At 53.5% G+C, this 24,505-nt stretch carries 22 protein-coding genes and 1 tRNA gene; 14 read left to right on the plus strand and 9 right to left on the minus strand.

What is annotated here, in order from left to right; all coding sequences use genetic code 11:
- The first annotated feature begins 69 nt into the window (after window positions 1-69).
- From rsgA to BM030_RS11190, 5 genes are all read left to right on the plus strand, one after another.
- Window positions 70-990, plus strand: a complete 921-nt coding sequence (gene rsgA / locus BM030_RS11170; RefSeq protein ID WP_090973680.1) for a ribosome small subunit-dependent GTPase A — start codon at window positions 70-72, stop codon at window positions 988-990.
- A gap of 75 nt (window positions 991-1,065) precedes the next feature.
- Window positions 1,066-1,884, plus strand: a complete 819-nt coding sequence (locus tag BM030_RS11175; protein ID WP_090973681.1) for a purine-nucleoside phosphorylase — start codon at window positions 1,066-1,068, stop codon at window positions 1,882-1,884.
- Complete coding sequence (locus tag BM030_RS11180) at window positions 1,881-3,869, plus strand: putative porin (RefSeq protein WP_090973682.1); 1,989 nt, start codon at window positions 1,881-1,883, stop codon at window positions 3,867-3,869. The genes BM030_RS11175 and BM030_RS11180 overlap by 4 nt, the downstream gene beginning before the upstream one ends.
- 29 nt (window positions 3,870-3,898) lie before the next feature.
- Entirely contained in the window at window positions 3,899-4,327 is a 429-nt protein-coding gene (locus tag BM030_RS11185) for a class I SAM-dependent methyltransferase (RefSeq protein ID WP_090973683.1), read from the plus strand.
- Window positions 4,328-4,497: 170 nt separating this feature from the next.
- Window positions 4,498-4,872, plus strand: a complete 375-nt coding sequence (locus BM030_RS11190) for a TlpA family protein disulfide reductase (RefSeq protein WP_090973684.1) — start codon at window positions 4,498-4,500, stop codon at window positions 4,870-4,872.
- Between the two features lie 152 nt (window positions 4,873-5,024).
- Here the strand turns inward: BM030_RS11190 and BM030_RS11195 are convergent.
- Window positions 5,025-5,099, minus strand: a tRNA-Val gene (locus BM030_RS11195).
- Between the two features lie 115 nt (window positions 5,100-5,214).
- On the opposite strand from BM030_RS11195, the gene BM030_RS11200 reads away from it, so the two are divergent.
- From BM030_RS11200 to BM030_RS11220, 5 genes are all read left to right on the plus strand, one after another.
- On the plus strand, window positions 5,215-5,862 hold the full coding sequence (locus BM030_RS11200) for a sensor histidine kinase (protein ID WP_244518869.1): 648 nt from the start codon (window positions 5,215-5,217) through the stop codon (window positions 5,860-5,862).
- 7 nt (window positions 5,863-5,869) lie between these two features.
- The gene (locus tag BM030_RS11205) at window positions 5,870-6,313 is read left to right on the plus strand and encodes a low molecular weight protein-tyrosine-phosphatase (protein WP_090973686.1); all 444 of its coding nucleotides are present in this window, start codon (window positions 5,870-5,872) and stop codon (window positions 6,311-6,313) included.
- A gap of 660 nt (window positions 6,314-6,973) precedes the next feature.
- On the plus strand, window positions 6,974-7,318 hold the full coding sequence (locus tag BM030_RS11210) for a hypothetical protein (protein ID WP_090973687.1): 345 nt from the start codon (window positions 6,974-6,976) through the stop codon (window positions 7,316-7,318).
- A complete protein-coding gene (locus BM030_RS11215; RefSeq protein ID WP_090973688.1) occupies window positions 7,308-8,069 on the plus strand; it encodes a peptidylprolyl isomerase in 762 nt (253 codons plus the stop codon). Before BM030_RS11210 ends, BM030_RS11215 begins: the two co-directional genes overlap by 11 nt.
- Before the next feature lie 19 nt (window positions 8,070-8,088).
- On the plus strand, window positions 8,089-8,856 hold the full coding sequence (locus BM030_RS11220) for an exodeoxyribonuclease III (RefSeq protein ID WP_090973689.1): 768 nt from the start codon (window positions 8,089-8,091) through the stop codon (window positions 8,854-8,856).
- Here the strand turns inward: BM030_RS11220 and BM030_RS11225 are convergent.
- Complete coding sequence (locus BM030_RS11225) at window positions 8,853-10,622, minus strand: hypothetical protein (protein WP_090973690.1); 1,770 nt, start codon at window positions 10,620-10,622, stop codon at window positions 8,853-8,855. The two genes, BM030_RS11220 and BM030_RS11225, sit on opposite strands and share 4 nt — an antisense overlap.
- A 138-nt stretch (window positions 10,623-10,760) precedes the next feature.
- Between BM030_RS11225 and BM030_RS11230 the strand changes: the two genes are divergently transcribed.
- Window positions 10,761-11,858, plus strand: a complete 1,098-nt coding sequence (locus BM030_RS11230) for a vWA domain-containing protein (RefSeq protein ID WP_090973691.1) — start codon at window positions 10,761-10,763, stop codon at window positions 11,856-11,858.
- A 113-nt stretch (window positions 11,859-11,971) separates the two neighbouring features.
- Window positions 11,972-13,507, plus strand: coding sequence for a sigma 54-interacting transcriptional regulator (locus BM030_RS11235; protein ID WP_090973692.1), 1,536 nt, complete (start codon window positions 11,972-11,974; stop codon window positions 13,505-13,507).
- Here BM030_RS11235 and BM030_RS11240 read toward each other — a convergent pair.
- From BM030_RS11240 to BM030_RS11270, 7 genes are all read right to left on the minus strand, one after another.
- Window positions 13,498-14,757, minus strand: coding sequence for a M14 family metallopeptidase (locus BM030_RS11240; protein ID WP_090973693.1), 1,260 nt, complete (start codon window positions 14,755-14,757; stop codon window positions 13,498-13,500). The genes BM030_RS11235 and BM030_RS11240 overlap by 10 nt on opposite strands.
- A 9-nt stretch (window positions 14,758-14,766) precedes the next feature.
- Window positions 14,767-16,287, minus strand: a complete 1,521-nt coding sequence (locus BM030_RS11245; RefSeq protein WP_211657580.1) for a RagB/SusD family nutrient uptake outer membrane protein — start codon at window positions 16,285-16,287, stop codon at window positions 14,767-14,769.
- A 13-nt stretch (window positions 16,288-16,300) separates the two neighbouring features.
- Complete coding sequence (locus BM030_RS11250; protein ID WP_090973694.1) at window positions 16,301-19,750, minus strand: SusC/RagA family TonB-linked outer membrane protein; 3,450 nt, start codon at window positions 19,748-19,750, stop codon at window positions 16,301-16,303.
- Between the two features lie 46 nt (window positions 19,751-19,796).
- Window positions 19,797-20,963: a FecR family protein gene (locus BM030_RS11255; RefSeq protein ID WP_090973695.1), complete on the minus strand. Its 1,167-nt coding sequence runs from the start codon at window positions 20,961-20,963 to the stop codon at window positions 19,797-19,799.
- A gap of 37 nt (window positions 20,964-21,000) precedes the next feature.
- Window positions 21,001-21,597: an RNA polymerase sigma factor gene (locus BM030_RS11260; protein WP_090973696.1), complete on the minus strand. Its 597-nt coding sequence runs from the start codon at window positions 21,595-21,597 to the stop codon at window positions 21,001-21,003.
- A 7-nt stretch (window positions 21,598-21,604) separates the two neighbouring features.
- Window positions 21,605-22,723, minus strand: coding sequence for a hypothetical protein (locus tag BM030_RS11265; RefSeq protein ID WP_090973697.1), 1,119 nt, complete (start codon window positions 22,721-22,723; stop codon window positions 21,605-21,607).
- 64 nt (window positions 22,724-22,787) lie between these two features.
- On the minus strand, window positions 22,788-23,267 hold the full coding sequence (locus BM030_RS11270; protein WP_090973698.1) for a DUF6702 family protein: 480 nt from the start codon (window positions 23,265-23,267) through the stop codon (window positions 22,788-22,790).
- Between the two features lie 82 nt (window positions 23,268-23,349).
- Here BM030_RS11270 and BM030_RS11275 point away from each other — a divergent pair, with 82 nt between their 5' ends.
- A complete protein-coding gene (locus BM030_RS11275; protein WP_090973699.1) occupies window positions 23,350-23,940 on the plus strand; it encodes a HupE/UreJ family protein in 591 nt (196 codons plus the stop codon).
- A 162-nt stretch (window positions 23,941-24,102) separates the two neighbouring features.
- Window positions 24,103-24,471 (plus strand): four helix bundle protein, encoded by a 369-nt coding sequence (locus BM030_RS11280; RefSeq protein ID WP_090973700.1) that lies wholly within the window; start codon window positions 24,103-24,105, stop codon window positions 24,469-24,471.
- Window positions 24,472-24,505: the final 34 nt, after the last annotated feature.

Raw genomic sequence — 24,505 nt, forward strand, 5'->3', positions numbered from 1 at the left:
GGGATATTGTGGTTTTTTTCCGACTTTTGTGGGCATGGCAATACACGCATCGGCGCATTACGGGATAGTATGAAAGGCTTGGTCACCAAATCAACAGGGAGCTGGTACGAGGTGCTCGGCGACGATGGCCTCCGGTATAACTGTCGCATCAAGGGAAAATTCCGCACCAAAGCCATCAAAACCACTAACCCCATTGCCGTGGGCGACTGGGTGGATATCAGTCCCGAACCCGAACAAGAGACAGCCATCATCACCCACCTGCACGAACGCCGCAATTACATCATCCGCAAATCGGTAAACCTTTCGCGGCAGGCCCAGATCATCGCAGCCAACCTTGATCAGGCATTCCTGGTCGTCACGTTAGCCTCGCCGTTCACCTCGCTGGGTTTTATTGACCGTTTTCTCGTCACCGCCGAAGCCTACGATATTCCCGCGGGACTGTTATTCAACAAGCTGGATCTGTTCAGCGACGAGGGTCTGCAGATTTTGCGTGAATATGAATCTATTTACACCAACATCGGGTACCCCTGCTATGAGGTGTCCGCACTTCGGGGTACCAATATCGAAACCGTTAAAGGGTTATTCAAAGACAAAACCACGTTAATTTCCGGTCATTCGGGCGTGGGAAAATCCACCCTTATCAATGCGCTTCACCCCGGCGCGGCATTGCGCACTGCCGATATTTCAGACTGGTCTGACAAGGGCAGGCATACCACCACGTTTGCCGAAATGATCCGGCTACCCTTCGGCGGCCAGCTTATTGACACCCCGGGCATCCGTGAACTGGGTGTCATCGATATCGAATCCCATGAGTTGAGCCACTTCTTCCCTGAAATGCGTGCATTGATGCACGAGTGCCGCTTCAACGATTGCCGCCACATTAATGAACCCGGCTGTGCGGTACTGGCCGCTTTGGAAGAAGGCGACATCGCCCCCAGCCGCTATGAGAGTTACCTCAGCATCTACCACGGTAACGATACGCGTGCATAGCTTATCCGCACCGCAGCACGAGAACCGTTGCAATTTTGAGCAAAAAAACGGATGTTTGACCCATAAGTCACCGCCATGTATCATCTAATCGAAGAAACCGTAGCGTTCATCAAACACCGTATTGGTGATTTCACTCCTGAATTTGGCATAATTTTAGGCACCGGACTGGGCGGGTTGGCCGAAGAAATCGCCATATCACGGCAACTGATGTATGCCAACATCCCTAACTTTCCCATTTCCACCGTCGAATTCCATACCGGAAAACTCGTCTTCGGTACCCTTAACGGGCGCCGCGTGGTTGCCATGCAGGGACGTCTCCATCATTACGAAGGATATAGCATGCAGCAGATTACCTTCCCCGTGCGGGTCATGAAAGCCCTGGGCATACAAAAACTGTTTGTATCGAACGCTTCGGGGTCACTCAACCCTGCGATCCGGAAGGGCGACCTGGCCATCATCGAGGATCACATCAACCTTTTACCAGACAATCCCCTGCGGGGTCCTAATGATATCCGGCTCGGTCCACGTTTCCCGGATATGAGCCAGCCTTATGATGCCGTGCTGATCCGCGAAGCGCTGGCCATTGCCCAGCGCGAAGGCATTACCGCCCATCGGGCCGTATATGTAGCTACCCCCGGACCGAACCTGGAGACGAAGGCAGAGTACCGGTACATGCGGATTATCGGCGGCGATATCGTGGGCATGAGCACCGTACCGGAGGTCATTGCGGCCAACCATATGGGACTGCCCGTCTTTGCCGTCTCGGTGGTTACTGACGAAGGGTTCCATGCCGATCTCCAGCCCGTGTCTCTTGCCGAAATTGTCGAAGTGGCCGCCACGGCGGAACCGAAGATGACATTAATATTGAAAGAATTGGTAGCTTTGCAGCAATGAATACCATGCTGCGCATCTTGCTGCTTTTCTTAGGCTGTCTCTCGTGCTTACCGGCGCTGCACGCGCAGGAAGAAGAATTCAGCAGCGCCTTGGATTCGGCAAGGGCGGCAGAAGACAACAAGAAAGACACGGTAATCTATTCGGCGAGGTATGTGCGGTATACCACCTTGGCCATGATGAAACAAGGCACATTCACTTACCAGATTGACACGCTGCATAAAAACTTCCAATATTACAACCCTCAGCAACAACCCCGTAACCCCAGCATCCACCTGGGCAGCTATGGACTGGCCACGCGCGACCTGCTTTTCACCCCCAATAAGACCATTGGGTTCCAAACCGGATTTCACAGTTTGGAACGGTATATTTACCAGCCCGATTCCATCAAGTATTATCGGGCCCGTGCGCCGTTTTCGGAGTTATATAACGTGGGGTTCTTTTTTGACGACCAGATCATCCGCGCTAAAGTCACCCAAAATGTCACTCCACAACTTAATATCGGCGGCGAATTCCATGCGGCCCGGGCCGACGGTTACTATATCAACCAGCGGTATAACGATCTGAAGTCAGCCGTCTTTGCTTGGTATGAATCGCCGAATCACCGCTATAATCTGCTGACCAATGCCGTATTTAACCGATTGATTTCCGGTGAAAACGGCGCCGTGCTCAACGACACGCTGTTCCGCTTCGACGAGCGGCAAGGCAGCGATTCAGAGCCTGTGCGCCTACGCGGCATGCGCGACGACCGGCCACGGAACACGTGGCGCGACAACAGCGTATTCCTCAGGCAAAGCCTTTTCATAGGCCGCATAGATACCATCAACGCCGACCAACCCGAGCAGCAGCTGCTGCCCACCAACCGGATGTCCCATAGCTTCAGCTACCGGAAACGCAATTTCCAGTTCTTCAAGAACGAAGAAGATATCTACAACGCCTTCCCTTTCGGCGAAAGCGTGCATACAACGGATACTACTGAGGTCACCACCATCACCAACGATTTCGGTTACAGCTTTTACCTTCGGGGCAATTCCGTCGGCTTTATCAAAAATGAGGTCAAGCTCGACCTCGGATACCAGCATGACATGCATTGGTACCGCGACCGGGGTTACGAAACCTTCCTTCAAAACAATACCCTTAAAGCCGGTGTCGGCTACCGCTTCAGTGACCGCGTGCGCATCACCGGCGATTTCAACCAGATTGTACAAGGCAACAATTTCGGCGACTACCTATACGAAGCGCAGGCGGCGATTTTGTTAAGCAATGCCGTGGGGCGTGTGGTATTAGGCGCCTACACCCAAAACAAATCGCCAGAACAGTTATTCCAGCGGGTAAACTATACGTACCACCAGTGGGAACGTAACTTTGACAAAACCAAAACAACGAACCTGTCATTTACCTATGAAAATCCGGTCCTCGGGTTTTCAGGCAAAGCCGAATACTTCCTGATCTCCAACCATCTTTATTTTAGGGAGGTAGACAACCCCAACGCTGACCCGCGCCTGCTCCGCGTTATTGAACCTGTACAGTGGAGTAACGACATCAACTTGCTGAAGCTTTCCGTAAGCCAGAATTTTGCACTCGGGGGATTCCATTTTGACAACTATGGCGTATACCAGCGGTCGGATTACAACCATATCCTTGCCATTCCGGAACTATACACCTGGCACAGCGTTTACTACAACGACCTGCTTTACAAGGTCGTCGATTTCAACATCGGTTTTGATGTACGCTTCAATACACCGTTCCGTACCCCCTCCTACGCCATTAATATAGGCCAGTTTTACAATGATAATGCGGGCATTGAGTTTTCTACGTATCCCATCGTCGATGTATGGACCACCGCCACCATCAAACGCGTTAATCTCTTTTTGAGCTATAATTTCATCAATCAGCACGTATGGCCACCCGGCTATTACACGGTACGCCGGTATCCGATGCAGAATGCCAATCTCCGCGTAGGTATCGCGTGGAAATTTTACGATTAACCGTGTTTCGAATTGCCCAAAGGACTGTTATGGATAAAAAGTTATCAAAAAGGCTTGCCGAGATTGTAGACGCACTCCCCTTATTTGACGGTATCCGAATCCTGGAGATCGGCTGCGGCCCGGGAGCAGCGGCCCGCGAGGTGTCCAAACGCATCGGTACAGGATATATTTTAGCCATCGACCGCTCCGCCAAGGCTATCCAGCAGGCCATCGCAGGTTCCCAAGCAGAAACGGCATCCGGACGGCTGGCCTTCCGGCATGTTGCCGTGGAGAATTTCGAACTCCAGGCCGATGAAGCCCCGTTTGACCTGGCATTTGCCATACGCGTCGGCGCGTTGGACGGCCGGCATCCCGAAATCGAAGCCCGGGCATTGGCAAAAATCGCAAAGGCGCTCACCAAAAAAGGTAAGTTGTTTATCGATGGCGGCAACCCGCTGAAAGAAATACCTTTACCATAGCGAGACCCATATCCTTCCGCAGGATCAAAAAAAGCAAATGAAAATATCCATCCCCGTCAAGCTTACCGAAAGCAACAATTTGGAAGCAGGTCAGTCAAGCAGCGGCGTACCGCGATATCGTGTGTAAACCGACATTACTTTCGTAAATTTGCCTTTATTGAGGTTTTTACTTGCTCCCCGATAAGACCGTTTTCCTCGACCTCTGGGCTACCTGGTGCAGCCCGTGCAAGGAAGAGTTTGCCTATAATGGGGAACTCCGCCGGTTCCTGGATGACCAGGGGATCATCCCCATGTATATTTCCATTGACCGCGACCTGGATGACCAGCGCTGGAAAGACATGATCAAGTACTATGGCCTTGAAGGGTATCACCTGCGTGCCGGTCCGGAGCTGATGAAGGATATACGGCGCCTGTTCGGGAACGAAGGAACGCTGACCATTCCCCGCTACGTATTGATCAAACACGGAAAAGTGGTTGGCACACGCATGCGGCCCCCGAGCGACGGAAAACTGCTTTATCAGCAAATTGCTGCGTGTTTGGAATAATGCGGGAGCACAAATGTCTTGAAAGGAGGACTGCTCGATCCGTATCGGTTCGGCCTGTTCCACAAGTTCCGACGGTAAAAGAAGGGAGAATTTGCTTGGCGCTATACCACTAAAAAAGCCACTTTCCTGTGACGAAAGCGGCTTTTTGACTGTGGGAGCTACTGGATTCGAACCAGTGACCCTCTGCTTGTAAGGCAGATGCTCTGAACCAGCTGAGCTAAGCTCCCTTGCTTTTGGGACTACAAATATAGCGCAGTTCCGTGATATTCAAAATTATTTTTGTATTTTTTTGAAGCAGGCGCTTAGAGTCGTAGTTTTACGTTTCACTTTGAATCAATGGCTATGAAGCATTCCCGCATACTTGTCGTAGATGACGACCCTGACGTACTGACGGCGGTACGCTTGTTGCTCAAGCACCGGGTAGGCGAAATCATCACCGAGCGCAATCCAGAACAACTGCCGGCCATCCTGGGCCGGGAACCATTGGACCTTGTGTTGCTCGATAAATTTGCAGGCACCTACCGCTCGCTCAATAAAATTGAACGCCCCAACCGCAGCACTGTATACGCGGCTGATCTGTTTGAGAACCTTTACCAACTCATGGAGCCCTCGCTTCTCCAGAAAAACATTGAGCTAGACATTATATTGAAAGACACGCAGTTACAGCTTGAACTCGACGTAAGCCTCATTGAACAGGTACTTATCAATCTGCTGCTCAATGCCATTGAAGCGGTCAAGGAAGTTCCCGCGCCCTATATCCGGCTGTCGGCGTCCATTGACGGTGGGCGACCAAAAATTCAGGTAAGCGACAACGGGAAAGGCATTCCCGCAGATTTACTGGAAAGCATTTTCATACCCTTTTTTACAACCCGTAAAACGGGAAGTGGCGTCGGATTAACGCTCAGTAAGCAAATTATGCTGTTGCATGGCGGCAACATCCTGGTCCATAGTGAAGAGGGGAAAGGCAGCACATTTACGTTACAATTTTAATCACCATATGAAGATACTCATGGTTTGCTTAGGAAACATCTGCCGCTCGCCATTGGCGCACGGTGTGATGCAGCATCTGGTAGAACAACAAGGCTTGGGTTGGCATATCGATTCAGCGGGTACGGGCGGCTGGCATGTCGGCGCCCCGCCCGACCACCGGGCCATTGCCGTGGCCAGGCGGCACGGAATCGATATCAGCGGCCAACGTGCTCAACAGCTACAACCACATCACCTGAACAGCTTTGATCACATCTTCGCCATGGATCGCTCCAACCTCCGCAATTTGCTGGCCATGGCCGATACTCCGGCCCAACGGGCACGGATACGGTTGTTCCTGGATGATCGCGAAGTGCCGGACCCCTACTATGAGGACGACTTGTTTGAATCCGTATTCCAGATGGTGGAAGCCCGGTGTCAGGAGTGGATTGAACTGCTGAAACGCACCAAATAAAAAAAGCGCCACCGAAGCGACGCCTTTTCCAGATACTAAAACAAACAGTTCATACTATATTAAGTAATTTACCGTCCTTATTTAAGGCCCCTTAGTAAGAGGCAGGTGACTATCCTAATAACAACATCGTGCCAATATACCGCTACAACGGCGGCGACGGACCTATCCCATCGCATCAATCCATTTATTGTGCTGAAAATCAAGATCATTACTGATTTCTATTCCATGATTGAACAGCAAGACTTACGTCAGGTTTTCAAACGCCGAATCGTATGCCGCTCCCCATAGTGTAGAAACACTTCCCCATTATGTATGCCCGCTGTCACAGCAACTCACGTTCTGAGTTCCTCGCACGGGTGAAACACGGCCTAAAAGACGGCAGCGAAGCGCCCCCGGTTCAACGACCCGCCGTTCCTCGCACGGGTGAAACACGGCCTAGGAGACGGCAGCGAAGCGCCCCCGATTCAACGACCCGCCGTTCCTCGCACGGGTGAAACACGGCCTAGGAGACGGTAGCGAAGCGCCCCCGGTTCAACGCCCCACCGTTCCTCGCACGGGTGAAACACGGCCTAGGAGACGGTAGCGAAGCGCCCCGGATCCAGCCGTGTTTCACCCGTGCGAGGACTCCCCATCCATCAAAAAATCCGTATCTTTGCAGTGATGAATGCATCCCTAATCAATAAGAAATGGGCAGCGCTGCAGGCAGACACCGCCGCACGGTTTGAGATGGAACGCCCAGACATTAAAGTGATGCTTTTTTTGATCGGCGTACAAGAACTGGGCAAAGGCCCCATGAAATTCAGCAAGCGGCAAAAAGAAGAGCTGATGCATATCGCCACCTGCCGGCTGTTCAGCGCCATGGGCTTTTATGAACTCGAAGGGCTCGACCAAGACGGCTGGCCGCATTGGCGCCGCGTTAAGCCCATACCCAATTACACGCTACTGGAGCAGGAACTCATTATTAAATCACTTATCATCGATTATTTCGAAGCGCATGCAAGCTAACTTTTTGAAGAAATCCATCGTATTGGCCATCCTCTCCCTGTGCTGTGCCGTACTGCACGCCGCACCGCCGCACAAATACGTCCGCCTCATCACCCCCAAGGGCGAGTGTCTGGTGAAGCTGTATGACGAGACACCCCTGCACCGCGACAACTTCGCCAAACTGGTCCGCGAAGGGTTTTACGATAATCTCCTATTCCACCGGGTCATCCGCAACTTCATGATTCAAGGAGGCGATCCCAATTCGCGGTATGCTGCTGAAAAACAGCGGCTGGGCGAAGGGGGGCCGGGCTATACCATTCCCGCCGAATTCCGGGACAGCCTTTTCCACAAGAAAGGGGTCATCGCCGCCGCACGCGATAACAATCCGGAGAAAGCCTCAAGCGGTTCGCAATTTTACTTGGTGCAGGGACGAACGTTTACCGACCGCGGATTGGACAGCTTGGAACAGCTGCGTCTCGGCGGACGCAAAATACCGCCGCATCAACGGGAAGTGTACAGGACACTTGGCGGCACGCCGCACCTGGATCAAAACTATACCGTTTTCGGGGAAGTGATTTCAGGTATCGATGTCATCGACAGCATCGCATCCGTAGCCACCGATCCATTTGATCGCCCCATCGAAGACCAGCGCATGACCATGGAACTGCTCACCCGCCGCGAAGCAATCAACCTGGAACGGCAACAGGCAGGCCTCGAACCCCGTACCGGAATCTTTACCAAGTTCATCGATTTGTTTAAACCCAAATACTGATATCGGCTCACAACCACCCATGAAGATCATCACGTATAACGTCAATGGCATTCGTGCAGCGATGCGGAAGGGGTGGCTTTCCTGGCTTGAAGCCACCGATGCTGATGTAGTCTGTCTGCAGGAAATCAAAGCAACCCCAGATCAGCTGGCAGAGCTGCTGCAAATCGAGCAATTGGGATACGAACATTATTGGTACCCTGCAGAAAAGAAAGGATACAGCGGCACAGCCATCCTTACCCGGATTAGCCCTAAGCGCGTCGAATACGGTTGCGGGCATGAAGACTACGATCGGGAAGGCCGCATCATCCGGGCCGATTTCGACAATTTGTCGGTTATCAGCACCTATTTCCCTTCCGGCACCACAGGCGAGGTGCGCCAAGCCTTCAAATACCGGTTCCTGGCCGATTTCCAGGAATATAGTGATAAACTCCGGGAAACACTGCCCAACCTCGTGGTGTGCGGCGACTATAACATCTGCCACCGCGCTATTGATATCCACAACCCCATTGCCAATGCCAATTCATCGGGATTTCTGCCTGCCGAACGGGAATGGATGGAAAACTTCATCACCACGGGTTACATTGATTCGTTCCGGCACCTCAATCCCAACCCCCACCACTATACGTGGTGGACATTCCGCGCCAATGCCCGCGCACGCAACCTCGGCTGGCGCATCGATTACAACATGGTTAGCCGTCCGTTGGCCCCCTATATTGCCCAGGCATCTGTCATGCCTGATGCCATCCATTCCGATCATTGCCCTGTGATGCTGAAACTGGCTCTTTAGGGGTTGTCTTCACGCTTACGGAAAATACGGTTGAAAAAGCGCTGTGTTTTCTCCGATGCTTTCTTTGCCTCTTCAGCCGCATGGAGCAGCCGCCGTTCCCGCTCCGGGCTCACCCCTGCCGTTTCTTTGATTCCCTGGAGCAGGCTCTGCCATACCATCTTGAAAAACGAAAACGTCGGGTCGCGGCGGTAGTTAATCCGCCCCGTGTGGTACTTGCCATTGGCATCGGGGTTGCTGTCGTTGATGATGAAGCTATTAGCCAGAAATGATGCCACCCGCATAGACGATTTTTTATCCACGTCTTCCGGCTGCAGCAGCCTAAGCCGCATGTTGCTGTAATCAAAGCGCAGCCGCCCCTGCGCCCGGCGGTCGTCGGCCTTGATGTCAAAGCTAAGGCCCTTGATATTGGCGCTGCCCACCTCGGCGTGCAGTAGCGGCGTGATGATGCGGTTCAGCGGCCGGCCATCCATGGGGCCAAGCGTCCCTTTATAGGTAAACGCTCCCTGCTTATCCAGCATGTCAAAAGCAAACACCACATGCAGTTTGCCGGTGTTCATCACATACGTTGTCAGATCGGCCACCAGTTCGCCGTTTTTCCGCAAGACCGCCGGTTCGTTGGTAACATTCCGGAATACACCGTGCGAGCGGTCAAAGGTTATCCGTCCTTCCCGTTTGTATTTCCGGCTCACCTCAGCGTAGCTGATTGCTACGTCGTTCAGCACCACCGAGTCTATCGTAACCGGTTGCTTCAGTTGCAGGAGCAATTGATGGGGTGATTTACCGATTTTGTTTGTTCTTCGTTTGGGATACCGCAGGTCGTTCGATATTGCTACCGTACCGCTATCGATATGGAGGCTGCCCGCGTGGAGCTTCTGGCTGTCTACCAGCCGATGCAGGTCGATATCTTCCAGACGTATGCTCGGAAAGGCGATGACTGCCATATCTGCAGCCACCTTTTTGCGCTTATAGAATTCCGCTTTGCTCATGCGGGGCGCATACCGGAATCCGGTAAGGGTCACCTGCTTGTATAACGTGGCCACCTGCAGGCGATCGAAGCTCACGTAATAAAAACTATCGGGCGTTTCATACCGGAGCCCCGGCATATCCACATCAATGGCGCGCGTATGGAAAAACCGGCTGGTATCGAACTGAGAAACCGAATCTATCAACAGGTCACGCACGTTGATGTTCAGATCCTTCAATTCCGTATTCCGTGTGGCCGAATCGGTCCGCTTGGTGAATTTAAACTGGATGCCCGCTACATTCATGTTCTTTACGCTGATTTCCCGCAGCAGATGGGCGATGCGTTGGTAGAGCGTACGATCATCGTGCTTCACCGTTGCGGTATCGTTATACGCGTGTGGGGTGTTCACGATGTGGATGGCCGGTGTGTCTACGATGATGTCATCAATGGTCAACCTGCGCTCACGGACGATGCGCCGGGGGTAAAACCCTTTAATTGCCAAGTTCGCGATATGGATGGCGTAGGTATTATCGGGAGCACGTTGTTGCTGTTCGCGCCGCGCATAAACCTGGGTGTCGGGAATAAGCCGTAGCTGCGCAATGGATGCATTGCCCGTTACCAAATTGAAATTCAGATCGTCATATTCGATGTGATAGAGGCTATCCGTAGCGTGGATGACGGCTTCTTTAAGTTGCGCCTCCACAATTGGCTTCCAGTGCTTGCTCAGGTACCAGGCCCCGGCGGCTAATATCATCAGGATACCGATGACAGCCGCTATAATCCATTTCCAGACAGGCTTCATAACCGGTGAAACTACTTTTTGTAAAGATACAAATTACACCCACTTAACAGGCAACAAACGATAAAGTTGAACGTATGTAAAAAAACAAAAACGGGTTAACAGGGTCGTTATAAAAAGCATTACCTTCGTTTTACGATTATGCGTGGCTATCATTTTTCACCATATATCCCCCAAGCGCTACCCAAAGGAGGCTTTGATGAGTTGCTGAAGCTGTTCATGCAATTGCTGCAATACACCGCGGGCGATGCCATGGAGGCGCTGGCCTGGCTCAATGAGCTGGACAAGCAGTATAATCTGACGTCAGACGATTATGGCATCGGCGACTTTATCCAGGATTTAAAAGACAAGGGTTATCTGACCGATGATGCCGGTCCGGGCTCGTTCAAGATTACCGCCAAAAGCGAGCAATCCATCCGGCAATCGGCCCTGGAGGAGATTTTCGGCAAACTGCGCAAAAGCGGCCGCGGAAACCATAACAGCAACATCTCCGGTTTGGGTGAGGAGAAAAATGCCGACCGTCGTGAATATCAGTATGGCGACAGCCTTGATCAGATAGATATGACCGCTTCCCTGCACAATGCGCAGGTGAACCATGGCATCGGCAACTTCGTGCTTACGGAGCGCGACTTGGAAGTGGAGGAGCGCGACTACAAGACGCTGACGTCAACCGTGCTCATGATAGATATTTCCCATAGCATGATTCTCTACGGAGAAGACCGCATCACGCCGGCCAAGAAAGTGGCCATGGCACTGGCCGAACTCATCCGCACGCGTTATCCGAAAGATACGCTTGACATCGTGGTATTTGGCAACGATGCATGGCCCATCACATTGAAAGACCTACCCTACCTTCAGGTGGGGCCTTACCACACCAATACGTTGGCCGGACTGGAGCTGGCTACCGACCTGCTCCGTCGGCGGAAAACGCATAATAAGCAGATTTTCATGATTACCGACGGCAAACCAACCTGCCTGAAGGAAAACGGGCGCTATTATAAAAACAGTGTGGGCCTGGACCGCAAGGTGGTCAACAAAACCTTGAACATGGCTGCCCAGTGCAAACGCCTTAACATTCCGATCACCACGTTCATGATTGCCCGTGATCCGTACCTGCAGCAATTTGTCCGCCAATTCACCGAAACCAATGGCGGCAAGGCATTCTACAGTTCGCTGCAAGGGCTGGGGGAATACATTTTTGAAGATTATATCCGTAACCGGCGGAAAACGGTGAGGTGAGTGGGTGGCCGGTGGTGGGTGGCCGGTGGTGGGTGGCCGGTGGTGGGTGGCCGGTGGTGGGTGGTTTTAAATAACGACTTGTAAATACAATTAACATCGCAAAGAGGAAAACAATGAATACTGATGCAGGATTACCGACCCCCGATCACCGATCACAGACCCCCGATCACCGACCCCCGATCACCCTTGGCGAACTCAAGCAATCCGGTTATCAATCGAGAAGTGTCAAAGACGAGCTACGGGCCAACCTCATCCGGCAACTACGGGAAAACAAGGCGGGGTTTGAAGGCATTGTGGGCTACGACGAAACCGTTATTCCTGAATTGCAGACAGCCATCCTGTCGCGCCATAACGTGCTTTTACTGGGGCTGCGGGGGCAGGCTAAAACGCGTATCGCCCGGCTGATGGTGCACCTGCTGGATGAATACGTGCCTTATGTTGCCGGCAGTGAGCTGTTCGATGATCCGCTGAACCCCATCTCGTGGTATGCCCGTCACGAAATCGAAACCAAGGGCGACGATACACCCATTGCGTGGCTGCATCGCTCCGCCCGGTATACCGAGAAACTGGCTACGCCAGACGTCACCGTGGCTGATCTGGTGGGCGACGTAGACCCCATTAAGGCCGCCACGTTGAAGCTCACGTACAACGACGAGCGCGTCATCCATTTCGGATTGATTCCGAGGGCCCACCGCGGCATCTTCGTTATCAATGAGCTGCCCGACCTTCAAGCGCGCATACAGGTTGCCCTTTTCAATATGCTGCAGGAAAAAGACATCCAGATCCGCGGCTTCAAGCTGCGCCTGCCGCTGGATATCCAGTTTGTCTTCACCGCCAATCCGGAAGATTATACCAACCGCGGGTCCATCGTCACCCCCCTCAAAGACCGCATCGAAAGTCAGATCCTCACCCACTATCCGAAGAGCATTGATATCTCCCGCAAAATTACCTTCCAGGAAGCGCGCCTTACGCCGGAGCAGCAAACGGCTATTGAGGTTGACGGACTACTGAAAGACCTTGTCGAACAAATCGCCTTTGAAGCGCGGCAAAGCGAATTTATCGATCAGAAGTCGGGCGTATCGGCACGGCTTACCATCTCAGCCTACGAAAACCTTGTTAGCGCTGCCGAACGGCGGATGCTGACATCGGGGCAGCGGCGCACCGTCGCCCGGTTGTCGGATTTCGCAGGCGTCATCCCGGCCATCACGGGAAAAATCGAGCTGGTCTACGAGGGCGAACTCGAAGGTCCGGTGCATGTGGCCCACCGCCTCATCGGCGCTGCCATCAAAACATTGTTCACGCTTTACTTCCCCCATCCGGAGAAAGCCAAAAAATCGAAGGCCGAAAATCCATACGGGCCTATTGTCGACTGGTTTACCGCCGGTAACAGCCTGGAGTTGACAGACAGCCTATCAGATAGCCAGTATAAAAAGATGCTCATGGACGTACCCGGCCTCCACGCATTGGTCAAGAAGCTGCACCCTAAGCTGGCCCAGAGCCAGCAGCTGCTGCTCATGGAATTTGTGCTCCATGGCTTGGCTGAGCATTCACAGCTCAACAAAAGCTATATCCATGGCGGCATCGAGTTTGCCGATATGCTGGGCAGCCTTTTTGATGGCGGGTTCGACGATGAAGACTATCAGGGCTGATCAACCGCGGCTGGGAGCATCTCCATCATCCGCTTCGCTGCGGCCTGCGCCACCTGCCGGATGAGCGGACGGGGCGTATTATCCCCTACCTCGTATGTTATCGCTTCCGCGCCGAACCGGCGGCTTAGCCACCCTTTGGAGACGTTGCCCCCGTTGGGCGACGGCTTGATGGATGCGGTATAGCCCGGCACATCACGTTCAAGCGCGTGTATCCACCGGTCGGCAAAGCCCGGCAGCAAGTCGCCGGCCGACGGCTTATTCGTGTAAAACACGTCGTGGTACGTCGAATGGAAATCCAGTGCGAAGAGAATGTCCACATCGCCCTGCTCCACCAGCCGTTCCAGGTAGGCCTTCACCGCCCTTGTTTCCGGCTGCTTAAACCCCTCCCAATCGCGGTTCAGGTCCACCCCCGCCATGTTGTGGCGCCAGCCCCCTTCATCCACGCCATCCGGGTTTATCATCGGAATGCATACCACATCAACGTGCTCCCGGAACCGTCTCGCCCTTTCCGATGTGCCGAACACTTCCTCCACAAAGGCCTGCAACGCCATAAAGCCCGAAATTTCCGGTGGATGCTGCCGCCCCATCAGCACCACCACGGGCTTTTTGGGCCTACGGGCGGTCGCCAGCACTTCTATCGGCCGGCCCAGCATACTGTACCCGATAATGCTCCGCTTCACAAACGGCTGCCGGGCCAGCCCGGCGGTCCAACGGTATACTTGTGCCGCATCAATCAGCTCCTGCCCGCTAATCAGCGCCGTATCGTTACTGATAACGGCAGAAAACGTGTCTTTACCGCCCAGTTCCTGCCAATGTACCTTATCGTAGCTTATCTTGGGGTCGTAACGGTGTTTAAACCGGCCGTAATCGAGCTGAAAATAGATCCTTCGCGGTGTGGCAGACCATACCTTAAATGCATACCACGGACTCGGGTTGATAGGGGCATTTTCCGGTGCGACGCTGAGGGAAAAGGTACTGTCGTTCAGCTGGGTCACCCCGTTCAGCCGCGCAGCAGCAAACGCATTGGAAAACCCCAGGGTACCCCCGGCAAACCGGAAATCCCGCCGCTCCTGGAGGCTTACCCCAAGCTGCGCCGAGTCTACCTTCACCGGCCCGCCGGCCAGTTCCGGGCGGCGTACCTGGCAGCCCATGAAAGAAGCCGCCACCAACAATAGCCCTATCGGGCCTATCGTTGATGAAGCCCTCCGTTTGGCAACGGAAGGCTTCAAGAAAACAATTAAACTACGCATAAAATAACGCTATGGATTTTGGTTTTCCGGACCAATGGCCGGATTGGAATTGATTTCGGCCTGCGGTATCAGCCACTGCCATTCGTTTGCCCCGGCCGGCACATACAAGATGTTAGCCAGATCCGGCTTATGGTTGGTATTCCGGCGATCCAGATCGCTGTTGGTCCGTTTCAAGTCCAGGAAACGGAAACCTTCTCCCCAAAGCTCCACGCGCCGCTGTACCCATATCTCGTTAACGAGTGACTGGCCAGTATTCGTAGACATCACGTATTGCGGATCCCGGTTTACCGCCAGCTCGTACAGCACTTCCGCCGCATCCGCATCGCCCGATTGCGCCCGTGCTTCCGCCTCAATGAGGTACATTTCCGCCGCCCGCATCAATGGCACGTCGCCCGAAGCGTTCGAGGGATCCTGCACCAGGTATTTCCGGTGCTGATAAGGTGCCCGGGTTTGGTTAGCCACGGGAGTGCCATCGCCGTTCAACACGCCCGGGAAATTCGGCCGGTCTTCATCCGTGCCATCCCACCACAACTTCTTCCGGATATCTGTTTCCGGAATCTGGGCATACAACACACTGTTCATGCACTTCGGGTTGGTACGGGTGAATCCAGAGTTGAAATTGGCCGACATGTACCGGAAAAACGAACCATAGGTAGTCACCTGATCAATCGGTATCGATACCCCCCACAGCCATTCCGGGTTGCTGATGTTGGAGAAACCCTCCAGGTATTGCGCGTGGCTCATCAGCGAGCTGTTCGCTCTGGCTTCCTGGGCATATTTGATGGCATTCGGCCAATCCTGCATCGTCAGCGCCACCCGCGCCCGTATGCCTTTCACCGACTGGAGGTTCAGGTGTGTCTTGGCCGTGGACCCGCCGTGGGCCAGCAATGCCATCGCTTCGTCAAGATCGTTCACGATCTGTGTATACACCGCTTCCACAGAAGCCCGGGGCTGGCCCGCCGGGTCGGTAGTCAGCACCAAAGGCACCCCCGGCTGCGTGTTTTCACCGATGGATGCATCATAGCGCTTACCGTAAAGCTGCACCAGGTAAGTATAGGCCCAGGCCCGCAAAGCCAGGGCCTCGCCCTTGATGGTGGCCTTCGCCTGTTCGCCGCCCTCCACCCCATCGATTTTCTCAATGATCATGTTGGCATTGGAAATGATGATGTAATAAAAGTAGTAGGCAAACCCATTGACGTTCACGTCAGATACATTCCTGTGTGCCAGCCAGCGGTAGGATTCGCGGTGATACACATACCCAGGAGCCGTACGCACATAGTCCTCACCCATCGCGTCGAAGTTGATCATCATCGCCGTATGGCCGTCGCGGTGCTGGTTGGTATACTGCGTATAGATCGTCCGGTACAATCCGCTTAGCGCTTTGTTCGCATTTTCGATAGAAGAGAAAGCTATCGTCTCAGAGACCCTGTCCGTAGGGTCGGTATCCAAAAAGTCTTTACTGCATGACGTTGCCAGAACGATGGCGATCATACCGATGCATATGCGGGATAAAAATGAATGGTTTTCCATGAGTTCAGAATCGTTAAAGTGTAACATTTAATCCAAGGGATATGATACGGGCAGGCGCATAAGTATAAGACGTCACTCCGGTAAATGCCTGCGTGGGATCCAGTCCCTTCCGGCGCGAAAGCATAAACAAGTTCTCACCCGTTACAAACCAGCTTGCCCTGGAAACGTGCAGCCGCGAAAGTATACCCTTCGGCATGTTATACATAAATGTAGCCGAGCGCAGCGACAAGGCCGAGCCGTCGATCAACCAGCGGTCGCTATCGTACATGGTCGTGCCGGTGAGACGTTTCGGCACATCGGTTACATCGCCCGGCTGCTGCCAGCGGTTCAAGGCATCCACGTGCAGGGCCCTGCCATACGTACCGTTATACATCAGAGACTGGTAATCGTTGTCCATCACCAAGCCACCGTATTGGTACATCAGCATCACATTCAGCGAGAAATTCTTGTAGCTGAACAAGTTCGTCACACTGCCGTAGAAGTCCGGTATGGCTGTACCTACATAATGATACAGCGCATTATTGGCGTTCGGCGTTACCTGGGTGCCATCCAACATAAAGGCGCGGCTATCTTCCATATCCGGGTTCACCACGTAAAGCTCTTCACCATTTTCCGGGTTCACACCATAATAAGCCCGCAGCCAATAGTCATAGATGGATCGGCCCACCTCCCGTTTCTTGGTGCCGTCGATGATTGATTCCTGCGGCAATTTGGTAATCCGGTTCCTAAAGGTCGTCCAGTTAATGCCCATATTCCACAGGAAATGGTCAGACTTCACCAGATCTCCGCGCAACTGCAACTCAATCCCCTGGTTGTACATCGAGCCGATGTTCTGGCCCTGCGACGTCATGCCGCTGGATTCGGGTAGCGGCACATTGAATAGCAACGCGTCCGAGTTGCGGTGGAACACCTCGATGACACCGTCAAGCCGGTTGCCGAAGGCATTGAACTCCACGGCAGCATCGATACTCTGGTTCGATTCCCAGCGGAGGTTGCGGTTACCGGCCGACCGGTTCTGGCGAATGCCGGGTTCGTTGCCATAGTTCACGCCGATGTTGTAAAACGACTGCCAGTAATAATAATCCGAGTTCAGGTTGTCTGACCCCACCGCGCCATAAGACGCCCGCAACTTCAGGTAATCCAGCCATTCCGCGTTAAAGAAGGGTTCCTTGCTGATTTCCCAGCCCAGTCCCATCGACCAGAAGTTGCCCCAACGCACGTCCCTGTGGAACTTGGACGACCCATCGCGCCGGAACGACGCCGACGCAAAGTACTTATCGGCATAGCTGTATTCGGCCCGCGAAAAATACCCTTCGGTACGGTAGTCTTCCAGAGCCGAGTTGGCCGTGGCCGGGTTCGCGAAGTTAGAGAGCTCCACCATGTCTTCCACCACCTGGTTGTCGCGCTGGGCCGTAAGGTACACCTGGTTATAGCTGTAGCTTTCATGGCCAAGCAGCACATCAATCCGGTGGCCGTTAAACTGCTTGTTATAGTTCAACAGTTGGTTGAAATTGAGGTACCGGTAAGTCCGCGCGATACGACTGGTGCGGCCACCCACCGCCCGGCCGTCACCGATTTGGTTATTCCGGTAAAACAAGTATTCAAAATTGTTGATGTCTATGGCCAGGTTGGTGGTAAATTTGAAATCCTTCAGGAAAGACACCTCCGCAAACGTCCGGCCGTTCAGCGCATTCCGTTTGTTAAATAAGGTATTCAGTAAGGTCTCGGCCACGATATTCCGCCCGGTAAATACCGGCCCGTACTCCCGGTCGTCAAAAATCCGCTCCCCATTCTCGTCCAGCAGGTAGGCCCCCGTTTCCGGATCATGTTTATGGATAGGATAGATAGGCCCCATCAGCAAGTCGATGTAAAACGGATTTTCGTTAATGCCCGCATCCAGGTTGGCCAGGGTAGTTTTCGTTACCGCCCCCCCGATGTTGAAGCCCGACCGCAGCCACGGCTTGGGGGTCAGGTCCACTTTCACACGCCCCGTCACCCGGTTGAAATCACTCTCTATGGAATAACCTTCATCATCCAGGTAGTTCAGCGACACGTAGTAGCTGCTCTTTTCGGTGCCACCGCTATAGGCCAGCGAATAATCCTGCCGCAGGCCACTCCGGCGGATGGCATCCCGCCAGTCGAGATCCTCCGCATACAGCAGCCTGGCATTGGGGTTCAGGTTGCCGTTGATATCCAGCAGCTCAGTAGCCGGCACATTAAACGGGTGACTCAGCAAGTTCTGCGTCACATCACCATAGGCCACGCCATGGTAATTCTGCAGGCCGGCATTGGCGCCTGAAGCAAACCGTTCCGGCCATTTGCCACTCGCCAATATGGCCGCGTCTTCCAGGCTCACGCCGTTATTGTAATGCAAACTGTTGCGGGTTGTTTCCCACATCAGTTTGTAGTAATCCGGGATGCCCACCTTCTCGTAGTCAGAAAGCCCCCGCGAGTTAATGCCCGTGATGAACTTCAGGCTCACCTGATCCTGATTGGCTTTCCCGCTTTTCGTGGTAATCATGATTACCCCATTGGCCGCACGTGCCCCGTACAGCGCCGCGGCCGACGCGTCTTTCAGCACAGAAATACTCTCGATATCGTTGGGGTCGATGTTATTGATAGTCCCGTCATACGGTGCCCCATCCAAGATATACAATGGCGTCATGCTCCCATTGATGGAACCAAAACCGCGGATGCGGACGGCCGGCCCGGCACCCGGCTGCCCACTGCCCGAGTTGGTCGCAATGCCCGGCGCTGCGCCTGCGAGCGCCGTATTGATATTGGTGATGGGCCGTTGGGCAATATCTTCTGATCTGATGGTAGCCACGGAGTTGGTCAACGCACTCTTGCGGGTAGTTCCATAGGCCTGCACCACCACAGCATCCAGCTCCTGCTGCGTTTGCCGCAACACCACGGCCAGCTGTGTCTGGTTGCCCACGGGAATTTCCTGCGTGGCATACCCCATCAACGAAAACACCAGCACAGCATCCGGCGAAGGCGCCACAATGGAAAAGCGGCCATCCGCCTGCGTTACCGTACCGCTTTGTCCGCCTTTCACCCGTACCGATACACCCGATAACGGCGCATTGTCCGTACCGTCTGTTACCCGGCCAGATACCACCTGCTGCCGTGCCGGCTTCCGGCTCACCTCGATGATGATGGTCCGGCCATCCACCGTATAGGTAAGCGGCTGGCCTTTAAACAACGCCGCCAGGGCTTGGTCAATCGTCGCATTGGTCAGGTTCAGGCTGATGGGCGCTGCCACTTCCAGCACCGCATTATTGTATACAAAATCATAGCCGCTCTGCTTCCGGATATCTTTCAGCACGTCCTTCAGCTTGGCTTCGCGCACCGTGATATCTATCTGCTGGGAATAAGCCTGTACATGAATCGTCAGGCAAAACAGCAACATAAAAGCCACGCAGCGGCGCAACATCGTTCGCATTGGTTTCATTGTTCTCATTCGTAAATAGTTATTCAGTTTTGTCGGTTTTTGGAATTGTATTCACTCACTGCACCAGCACGGTTTGCGCGCTGATATCAAACTTCACCTCGCCTGCCTTCTCCAGGTAGCGCAACACGCTGGAGAGCGGGTGCTGCCTGGAAATCATGCCCGTAAAAGCCAGATTGCGGTTGGGTGTCTTATAGTGGATGTCCACATCGTACCACCGCTCCAGCATGCGCATGGCTTCATCCACAGGCGTATTATCAAAAAAGAAGGTATTGGTCTGCCACGCTACAGCCTGTTCCACATCCACGCTGCGCAGCCGCATGCGCCGGCCCGTATGCGATATCAAAGCCTGCTGGCCCGGGGTCAGTTTTTTCGCTTCCGTATGGTCACTTACCAGCACACTGCCTTCCACCAGCGTAATCTTGATATCCGGTTCATTCGGGTACGACATGATATTGAAATGCGTGCCCAGCACCTGCAATTGGTAGCCCTCACCGGCCACGAGAAACGGTCTGCGGGCATCGTGGGCCACTTCAAAATACGCTTCCCCCGCCAAGGTCACCTCCCGTGTGGCACCGGTAAACGCCGTGGGGTAGGTGATCGCCGATTCGGCATTCAACCAAACCTTCGATCCATCGGGCAGTACCAGTTTATATTGTCCCTTCCGGGGAATTTCCAGGGTATTAAAATCAGCTGCTTCCGCCGCGGCACCATCCGTCAGGCCGTATAACAACGTACCATCTGCCGTTTTTTCCACCCTTGCGCCGCCCTGCACGGCCACAATACCGTCCGCCTGGTCTTCCAGTATCACCATCGATCCATCGTTCAGCCGCAGCACGGCCCGGTTATCGCCCGGCGCCACGTCATGCTGGGCCAGCATCGCTGCCGCCGTACCGGCGCTGTCGTCCTGCTCCATGAGAAAGAAGCCAAGCCCAACGGCCAAGGCCACGCAAGCCGCCGCGAGCGCCAGCCCCCAGCGGAAGACCCTCGTCCTGCGGGCAGCAGAGTGCCCCCGGATATTGGTATACATCGCTTCCCAGTCCACCGCATGAGCTCCCGTGCCGAACGGCAGCGAATCTGCCAACCCTTCCATATGCCTGTCCAGTTCCGCCTCGTTTGCGGGATCCCGTATCCACGCGAACAGTTCGTCAAATTCCTCCCGCGTGCAGGTCTTGCTGTTATACCGCGCCAGCAAATAGGCTATCCGGTCTTGTTGTGTGCTCATAGTTGATTAGCTTTCACCCTCCGTGTTCATAAAAGACCTATGAGCAAGCCGAAAGGACCGTCAAAAGTGCAATTAATACAACATGGTGTTTCGACAGGTGTAACCGCAGGTACTTCAGCGTATCCACAATGATGTTCTTCACGCGACTTTTGGACAGCCCCACTTTCGCTGCTATTTCCTCATGTGAAAGCCCTTCCACCCGGCTCAGGTTGAAAATAGCCTGCCGCTGGTCCGGCAATTTGGCCAGCGCCCGGTTAAGCAGTTCGCCGCATTCTTTGGCATCCAGCAGCTCCTCAACGGGGCTGTCCTGCCATTGCATATTCGCCCACACCTGTTCCATCATCACCTCACTGCGGGCGATGCGCTGCAGGTGGTTCAGCGTTTTATTCCGCGCTACGGTATAAATGTAGTTGCGCGGATGCTGGATGGTAGCCAGCATCCCCTTGTTGAACCATAAGGTCATGAACGTATCCTGTACAATCTCTTCCGCGTCGGCATCCGAGTGGGTATAGCTCACCACGAAATTGAAGATTTTGGTCTTGTAAAGTTCAAACAGTTTCTTGAACGCTACCTCCTCTCCCTCCGCAATTTGCTGGAGCAGCACCCGCTCGATATGTAGACCGTATGTACCCATCCAGCGATCAATAAGGGTAGGCGCTATTCGGGAAGTTATAGCCCAGCCAAGCGTTCAGGTAGTTGATGATAGCCCGTTTAAACTGGTGGCTCGACCGTTGCCGTATCGTTGCATTGTTGCGAACGTTGATACCCGGTGTTTCCAGTTGAATGGCTATCACGTTATCATCAAATCCCGTGGTCGATCCCGTTTTAATCGTTCCGTATTTCCGGGTGCAATAGCCCCCATTAAAATACGGCCTGCGGGCAGGCTTGGCGGTGGTCCCGCCAAACAAGGTGACGTTGCGGTCCAGCATTGGGATCGCCGGGCCAGGCACCGCCGTCACCGCTTCGGCCTCCAATAGTCCGCCAAAACTCTGCTGCCCCCGGATTAACGAAGAGAACGGTACCGCCGGATGCCGATCAGCCAAGTAAGCAATGCTCGACGAATCGGCCAGTCCATCTAAGTAACTGTCCGGCTGTTCAAGCGAGTAATTGCTCAGGCCGTATCCCACTTCCGTCTGGCAGATAAAGTTATCGTGCAGCGTATTGCCGGTAGTTACCGAAACATAGGGTTCAGTATGCCCGTTATGGTAGCGGTGGGCGTGGCCATGCATATCCACATACAGCGCACCCTTGCCGCCCTCCTGTGCCTCGGCCAGGGTCGTCCGCGCCAGCAGCAGCAACTCATGGTAGCTTTCATACGTTGCCATAGCATCAGGATGCGTGTACCGGCCCGGTGCTTCATCCGGATAGGTGTTCGGATCCACCCGTTTTCGGTGGATGGTATTGACCATTATCCACGGCTGTTTTCCGGTATCTTCCGTAAACAGGTCGGCTATCGCGATGGTAAACGGCAGCGTATACAAGTCTCGTCCGGTTGTGCCCGTTTCCGGAATTTCCGGATTGCCGGTCGCCGTACCATCATGCGGAACGCCCAATAGCAGGGGGCTGTCCTGATCGCCCACGATGAGGTATACGTAATCCTTAAACCCGAAAATCGTGTCGCCCGCCTCATACCAATTACCGTCATATTCCACTACACCTAACACCTCTTCCGGCGTGGCATCCGGGCGTCCTCCTGTCTTTTCACAGGCACTCAGGCCTAAAAATGAAAAAAGCAGTACGATGGGGATCGTTCTTTTCATAAAATTTTGGTTATAAACATTCAGTCGTTATGGATTAAGACAATCCAGCCCGGCATAAGGACCGCTATTTTGCGAAAAAAAATTCCGCCCTGCTCTCGGGGTTATCCAATTTGGTGCTACGGCGCTTGCCCCGGGCCGTTACATGCAGGATATTGCTTTGTGTGGGAAACTGACTAAGCAGCAACCGGTTATCCACGGTCATGCTGGTTACCGCGGGCACGCCCGATGCTTCCAGGTAGCACCAGGCCACATCGTCTTCAATTTCGTAACCCACGTAGCGCAACGGTATCGGCTGGCCATCAACCGCCACGCCGAAACTACGGCGCAGGTAGGCGGCAAGCAGGCTGTCCAGTTCGGTCCGGTTCGGCGCGTTAATCAGGTCTACCTTTCCCGTGTAGGTAGCTTTTAGTGCTTCTTCCAGGTCATCATAAAATATCCGGCAGCTCACCTCCACTCGTTTTTCCTGCTCGTTATGGTTTATCGTGGTAATGCTTACATAAAACGGATGAAAAATCACCCACAAGGCACTTATCAAGCTCGTCATCTTCGTATTTTTTATATTACCCGTTGTGTTTTCATCACATTAGCTGTAATATTGCCACTAAGATAGCAACAAAGAACACAACATGCAGGATTTCGCGGTATATTTTGAGCTGGGATGGCAGCATATTTTAGATTTTTCGGGGTATGACCACATCCTGTTTGTCATTGCGCTTTGTTGCACGTATTTTATCAGCGACTGGCGTAAGGTGGTGATACTGGTCACCGCTTTCACCGTGGGGCACTCGCTTACGTTGGCGCTGAGCGTATTCCAACTGGTCAATATCAACACGGCATTGATTGAGTTTCTTATTCCGGTTACCATCGTGATCACCGCCTTCAGCAACGTGGTCAAGCAGCGCCGGACGAAGCGCGCCAACCGCAGCCGCCGCACCGACTGGCTCACGTATAGCTATGCGCTGTTTTTCGGTCTTATCCACGGGCTGGGCTTTTCCAACTACCTGCGTTCGTTGCTGGGCAAAGCGAGCAGCATCACCGGTCCGCTGTTTGCCTTCAACGTGGGGCTGGAGCTGGGTCAACTGGCCATTGTCTTCGTGGTGCTGCTGCTATCGTGGGTTGCCACTTCTGTGTTTTCCGTATCGCGCCGCGACTGGAGCTTCTTCCTGTCTTCCGCCATTTTCGGCATCGCGCTGGTGATGGCGCTGGAGCGGGTGTAGGTTGGTGGTTGGTGGTTGGGGGTTGGGGGTTGGTGATTGGTGATTGGGGGTTGGGGGTCGGTGATCGGGGGTCGGTGATGGGGGGTCAGTGGTCGGGGGTCGGGGGTCAGTGGTCGGTGGTCGGTGATTGGGGGTTGGGGGTCTAGAAAATTTTGTTAAATAGTGATATTATCGTATAAAGATCTGGAAGTATGGAAAAACGCCATGGATTTAGTGGAAATCATCTATAATAGAACTAGCGGTTTTCCTAAAGAAGAAGTCTATGGGCTCACGGCCCAGCTGAGAAGATCGGCGGTTTCTGTGCCTTCTAATATCGCAGAGGGATTTATGAGAAAAAATACGCGAGAATACATCCAGTTTATTCATATTGCACAAGGGTCTCTCGGTGAGCTGGATACACAAATTGAGATTGCTAAAAGATTGTCGTATGTGGACGACACATCCGATATCGATATGTTAATCATATTAATCAAAAAACAATTGTTTAGCTTATTGAACGTATTGAAACAAAAAACGGGTAATCCGCAATGAACGGCGTTACCATTCACCAATCACTATTCACCAA

The organism is Parapedobacter composti (genome assembly GCF_900112315.1).
Lineage (GTDB): Bacteria > Bacteroidota > Bacteroidia > Sphingobacteriales > Sphingobacteriaceae > Parapedobacter > Parapedobacter composti.

Coding starts and splice junctions, on each gene's coding strand:
- rsgA (WP_090973680.1), top strand. CDS start 70: ATGAAAGGCTTGGTCACCAAATCAACAGGGAGCTGGTACGAGGTGCTC.
- BM030_RS11175 (WP_090973681.1), top strand. CDS start 1,066: ATGTATCATCTAATCGAAGAAACCGTAGCGTTCATCAAACACCGTATT.
- BM030_RS11180 (WP_090973682.1), top strand. CDS start 1,881: ATGAATACCATGCTGCGCATCTTGCTGCTTTTCTTAGGCTGTCTCTCG.
- BM030_RS11185 (WP_090973683.1), top strand. CDS start 3,899: ATGGATAAAAAGTTATCAAAAAGGCTTGCCGAGATTGTAGACGCACTC.
- BM030_RS11200 (WP_244518869.1), top strand. CDS start 5,215: ATGAAGCATTCCCGCATACTTGTCGTAGATGACGACCCTGACGTACTG.
- BM030_RS11205 (WP_090973686.1), top strand. CDS start 5,870: ATGAAGATACTCATGGTTTGCTTAGGAAACATCTGCCGCTCGCCATTG.
- BM030_RS11210 (WP_090973687.1), top strand. CDS start 6,974: ATGAATGCATCCCTAATCAATAAGAAATGGGCAGCGCTGCAGGCAGAC.
- BM030_RS11215 (WP_090973688.1), top strand. CDS start 7,308: ATGCAAGCTAACTTTTTGAAGAAATCCATCGTATTGGCCATCCTCTCC.
- BM030_RS11220 (WP_090973689.1), top strand. CDS start 8,089: ATGAAGATCATCACGTATAACGTCAATGGCATTCGTGCAGCGATGCGG.
- BM030_RS11225 (WP_090973690.1), bottom strand. CDS start 10,622: ATGAAGCCTGTCTGGAAATGGATTATAGCGGCTGTCATCGGTATCCTG.
- BM030_RS11230 (WP_090973691.1), top strand. CDS start 10,761: ATGCGTGGCTATCATTTTTCACCATATATCCCCCAAGCGCTACCCAAA.
- BM030_RS11235 (WP_090973692.1), top strand. CDS start 11,972: ATGAATACTGATGCAGGATTACCGACCCCCGATCACCGATCACAGACC.
- BM030_RS11240 (WP_090973693.1), bottom strand. CDS start 14,757: ATGCGTAGTTTAATTGTTTTCTTGAAGCCTTCCGTTGCCAAACGGAGG.
- BM030_RS11245 (WP_211657580.1), bottom strand. CDS start 16,287: ATGGAAAACCATTCATTTTTATCCCGCATATGCATCGGTATGATCGCC.
- BM030_RS11250 (WP_090973694.1), bottom strand. CDS start 19,750: ATGAGAACAATGAAACCAATGCGAACGATGTTGCGCCGCTGCGTGGCT.
- BM030_RS11255 (WP_090973695.1), bottom strand. CDS start 20,963: ATGAGCACACAACAAGACCGGATAGCCTATTTGCTGGCGCGGTATAAC.
- BM030_RS11260 (WP_090973696.1), bottom strand. CDS start 21,597: ATGGGTACATACGGTCTACATATCGAGCGGGTGCTGCTCCAGCAAATT.
- BM030_RS11265 (WP_090973697.1), bottom strand. CDS start 22,723: ATGAAAAGAACGATCCCCATCGTACTGCTTTTTTCATTTTTAGGCCTG.
- BM030_RS11270 (WP_090973698.1), bottom strand. CDS start 23,267: ATGACGAGCTTGATAAGTGCCTTGTGGGTGATTTTTCATCCGTTTTAT.
- BM030_RS11275 (WP_090973699.1), top strand. CDS start 23,350: ATGCAGGATTTCGCGGTATATTTTGAGCTGGGATGGCAGCATATTTTA.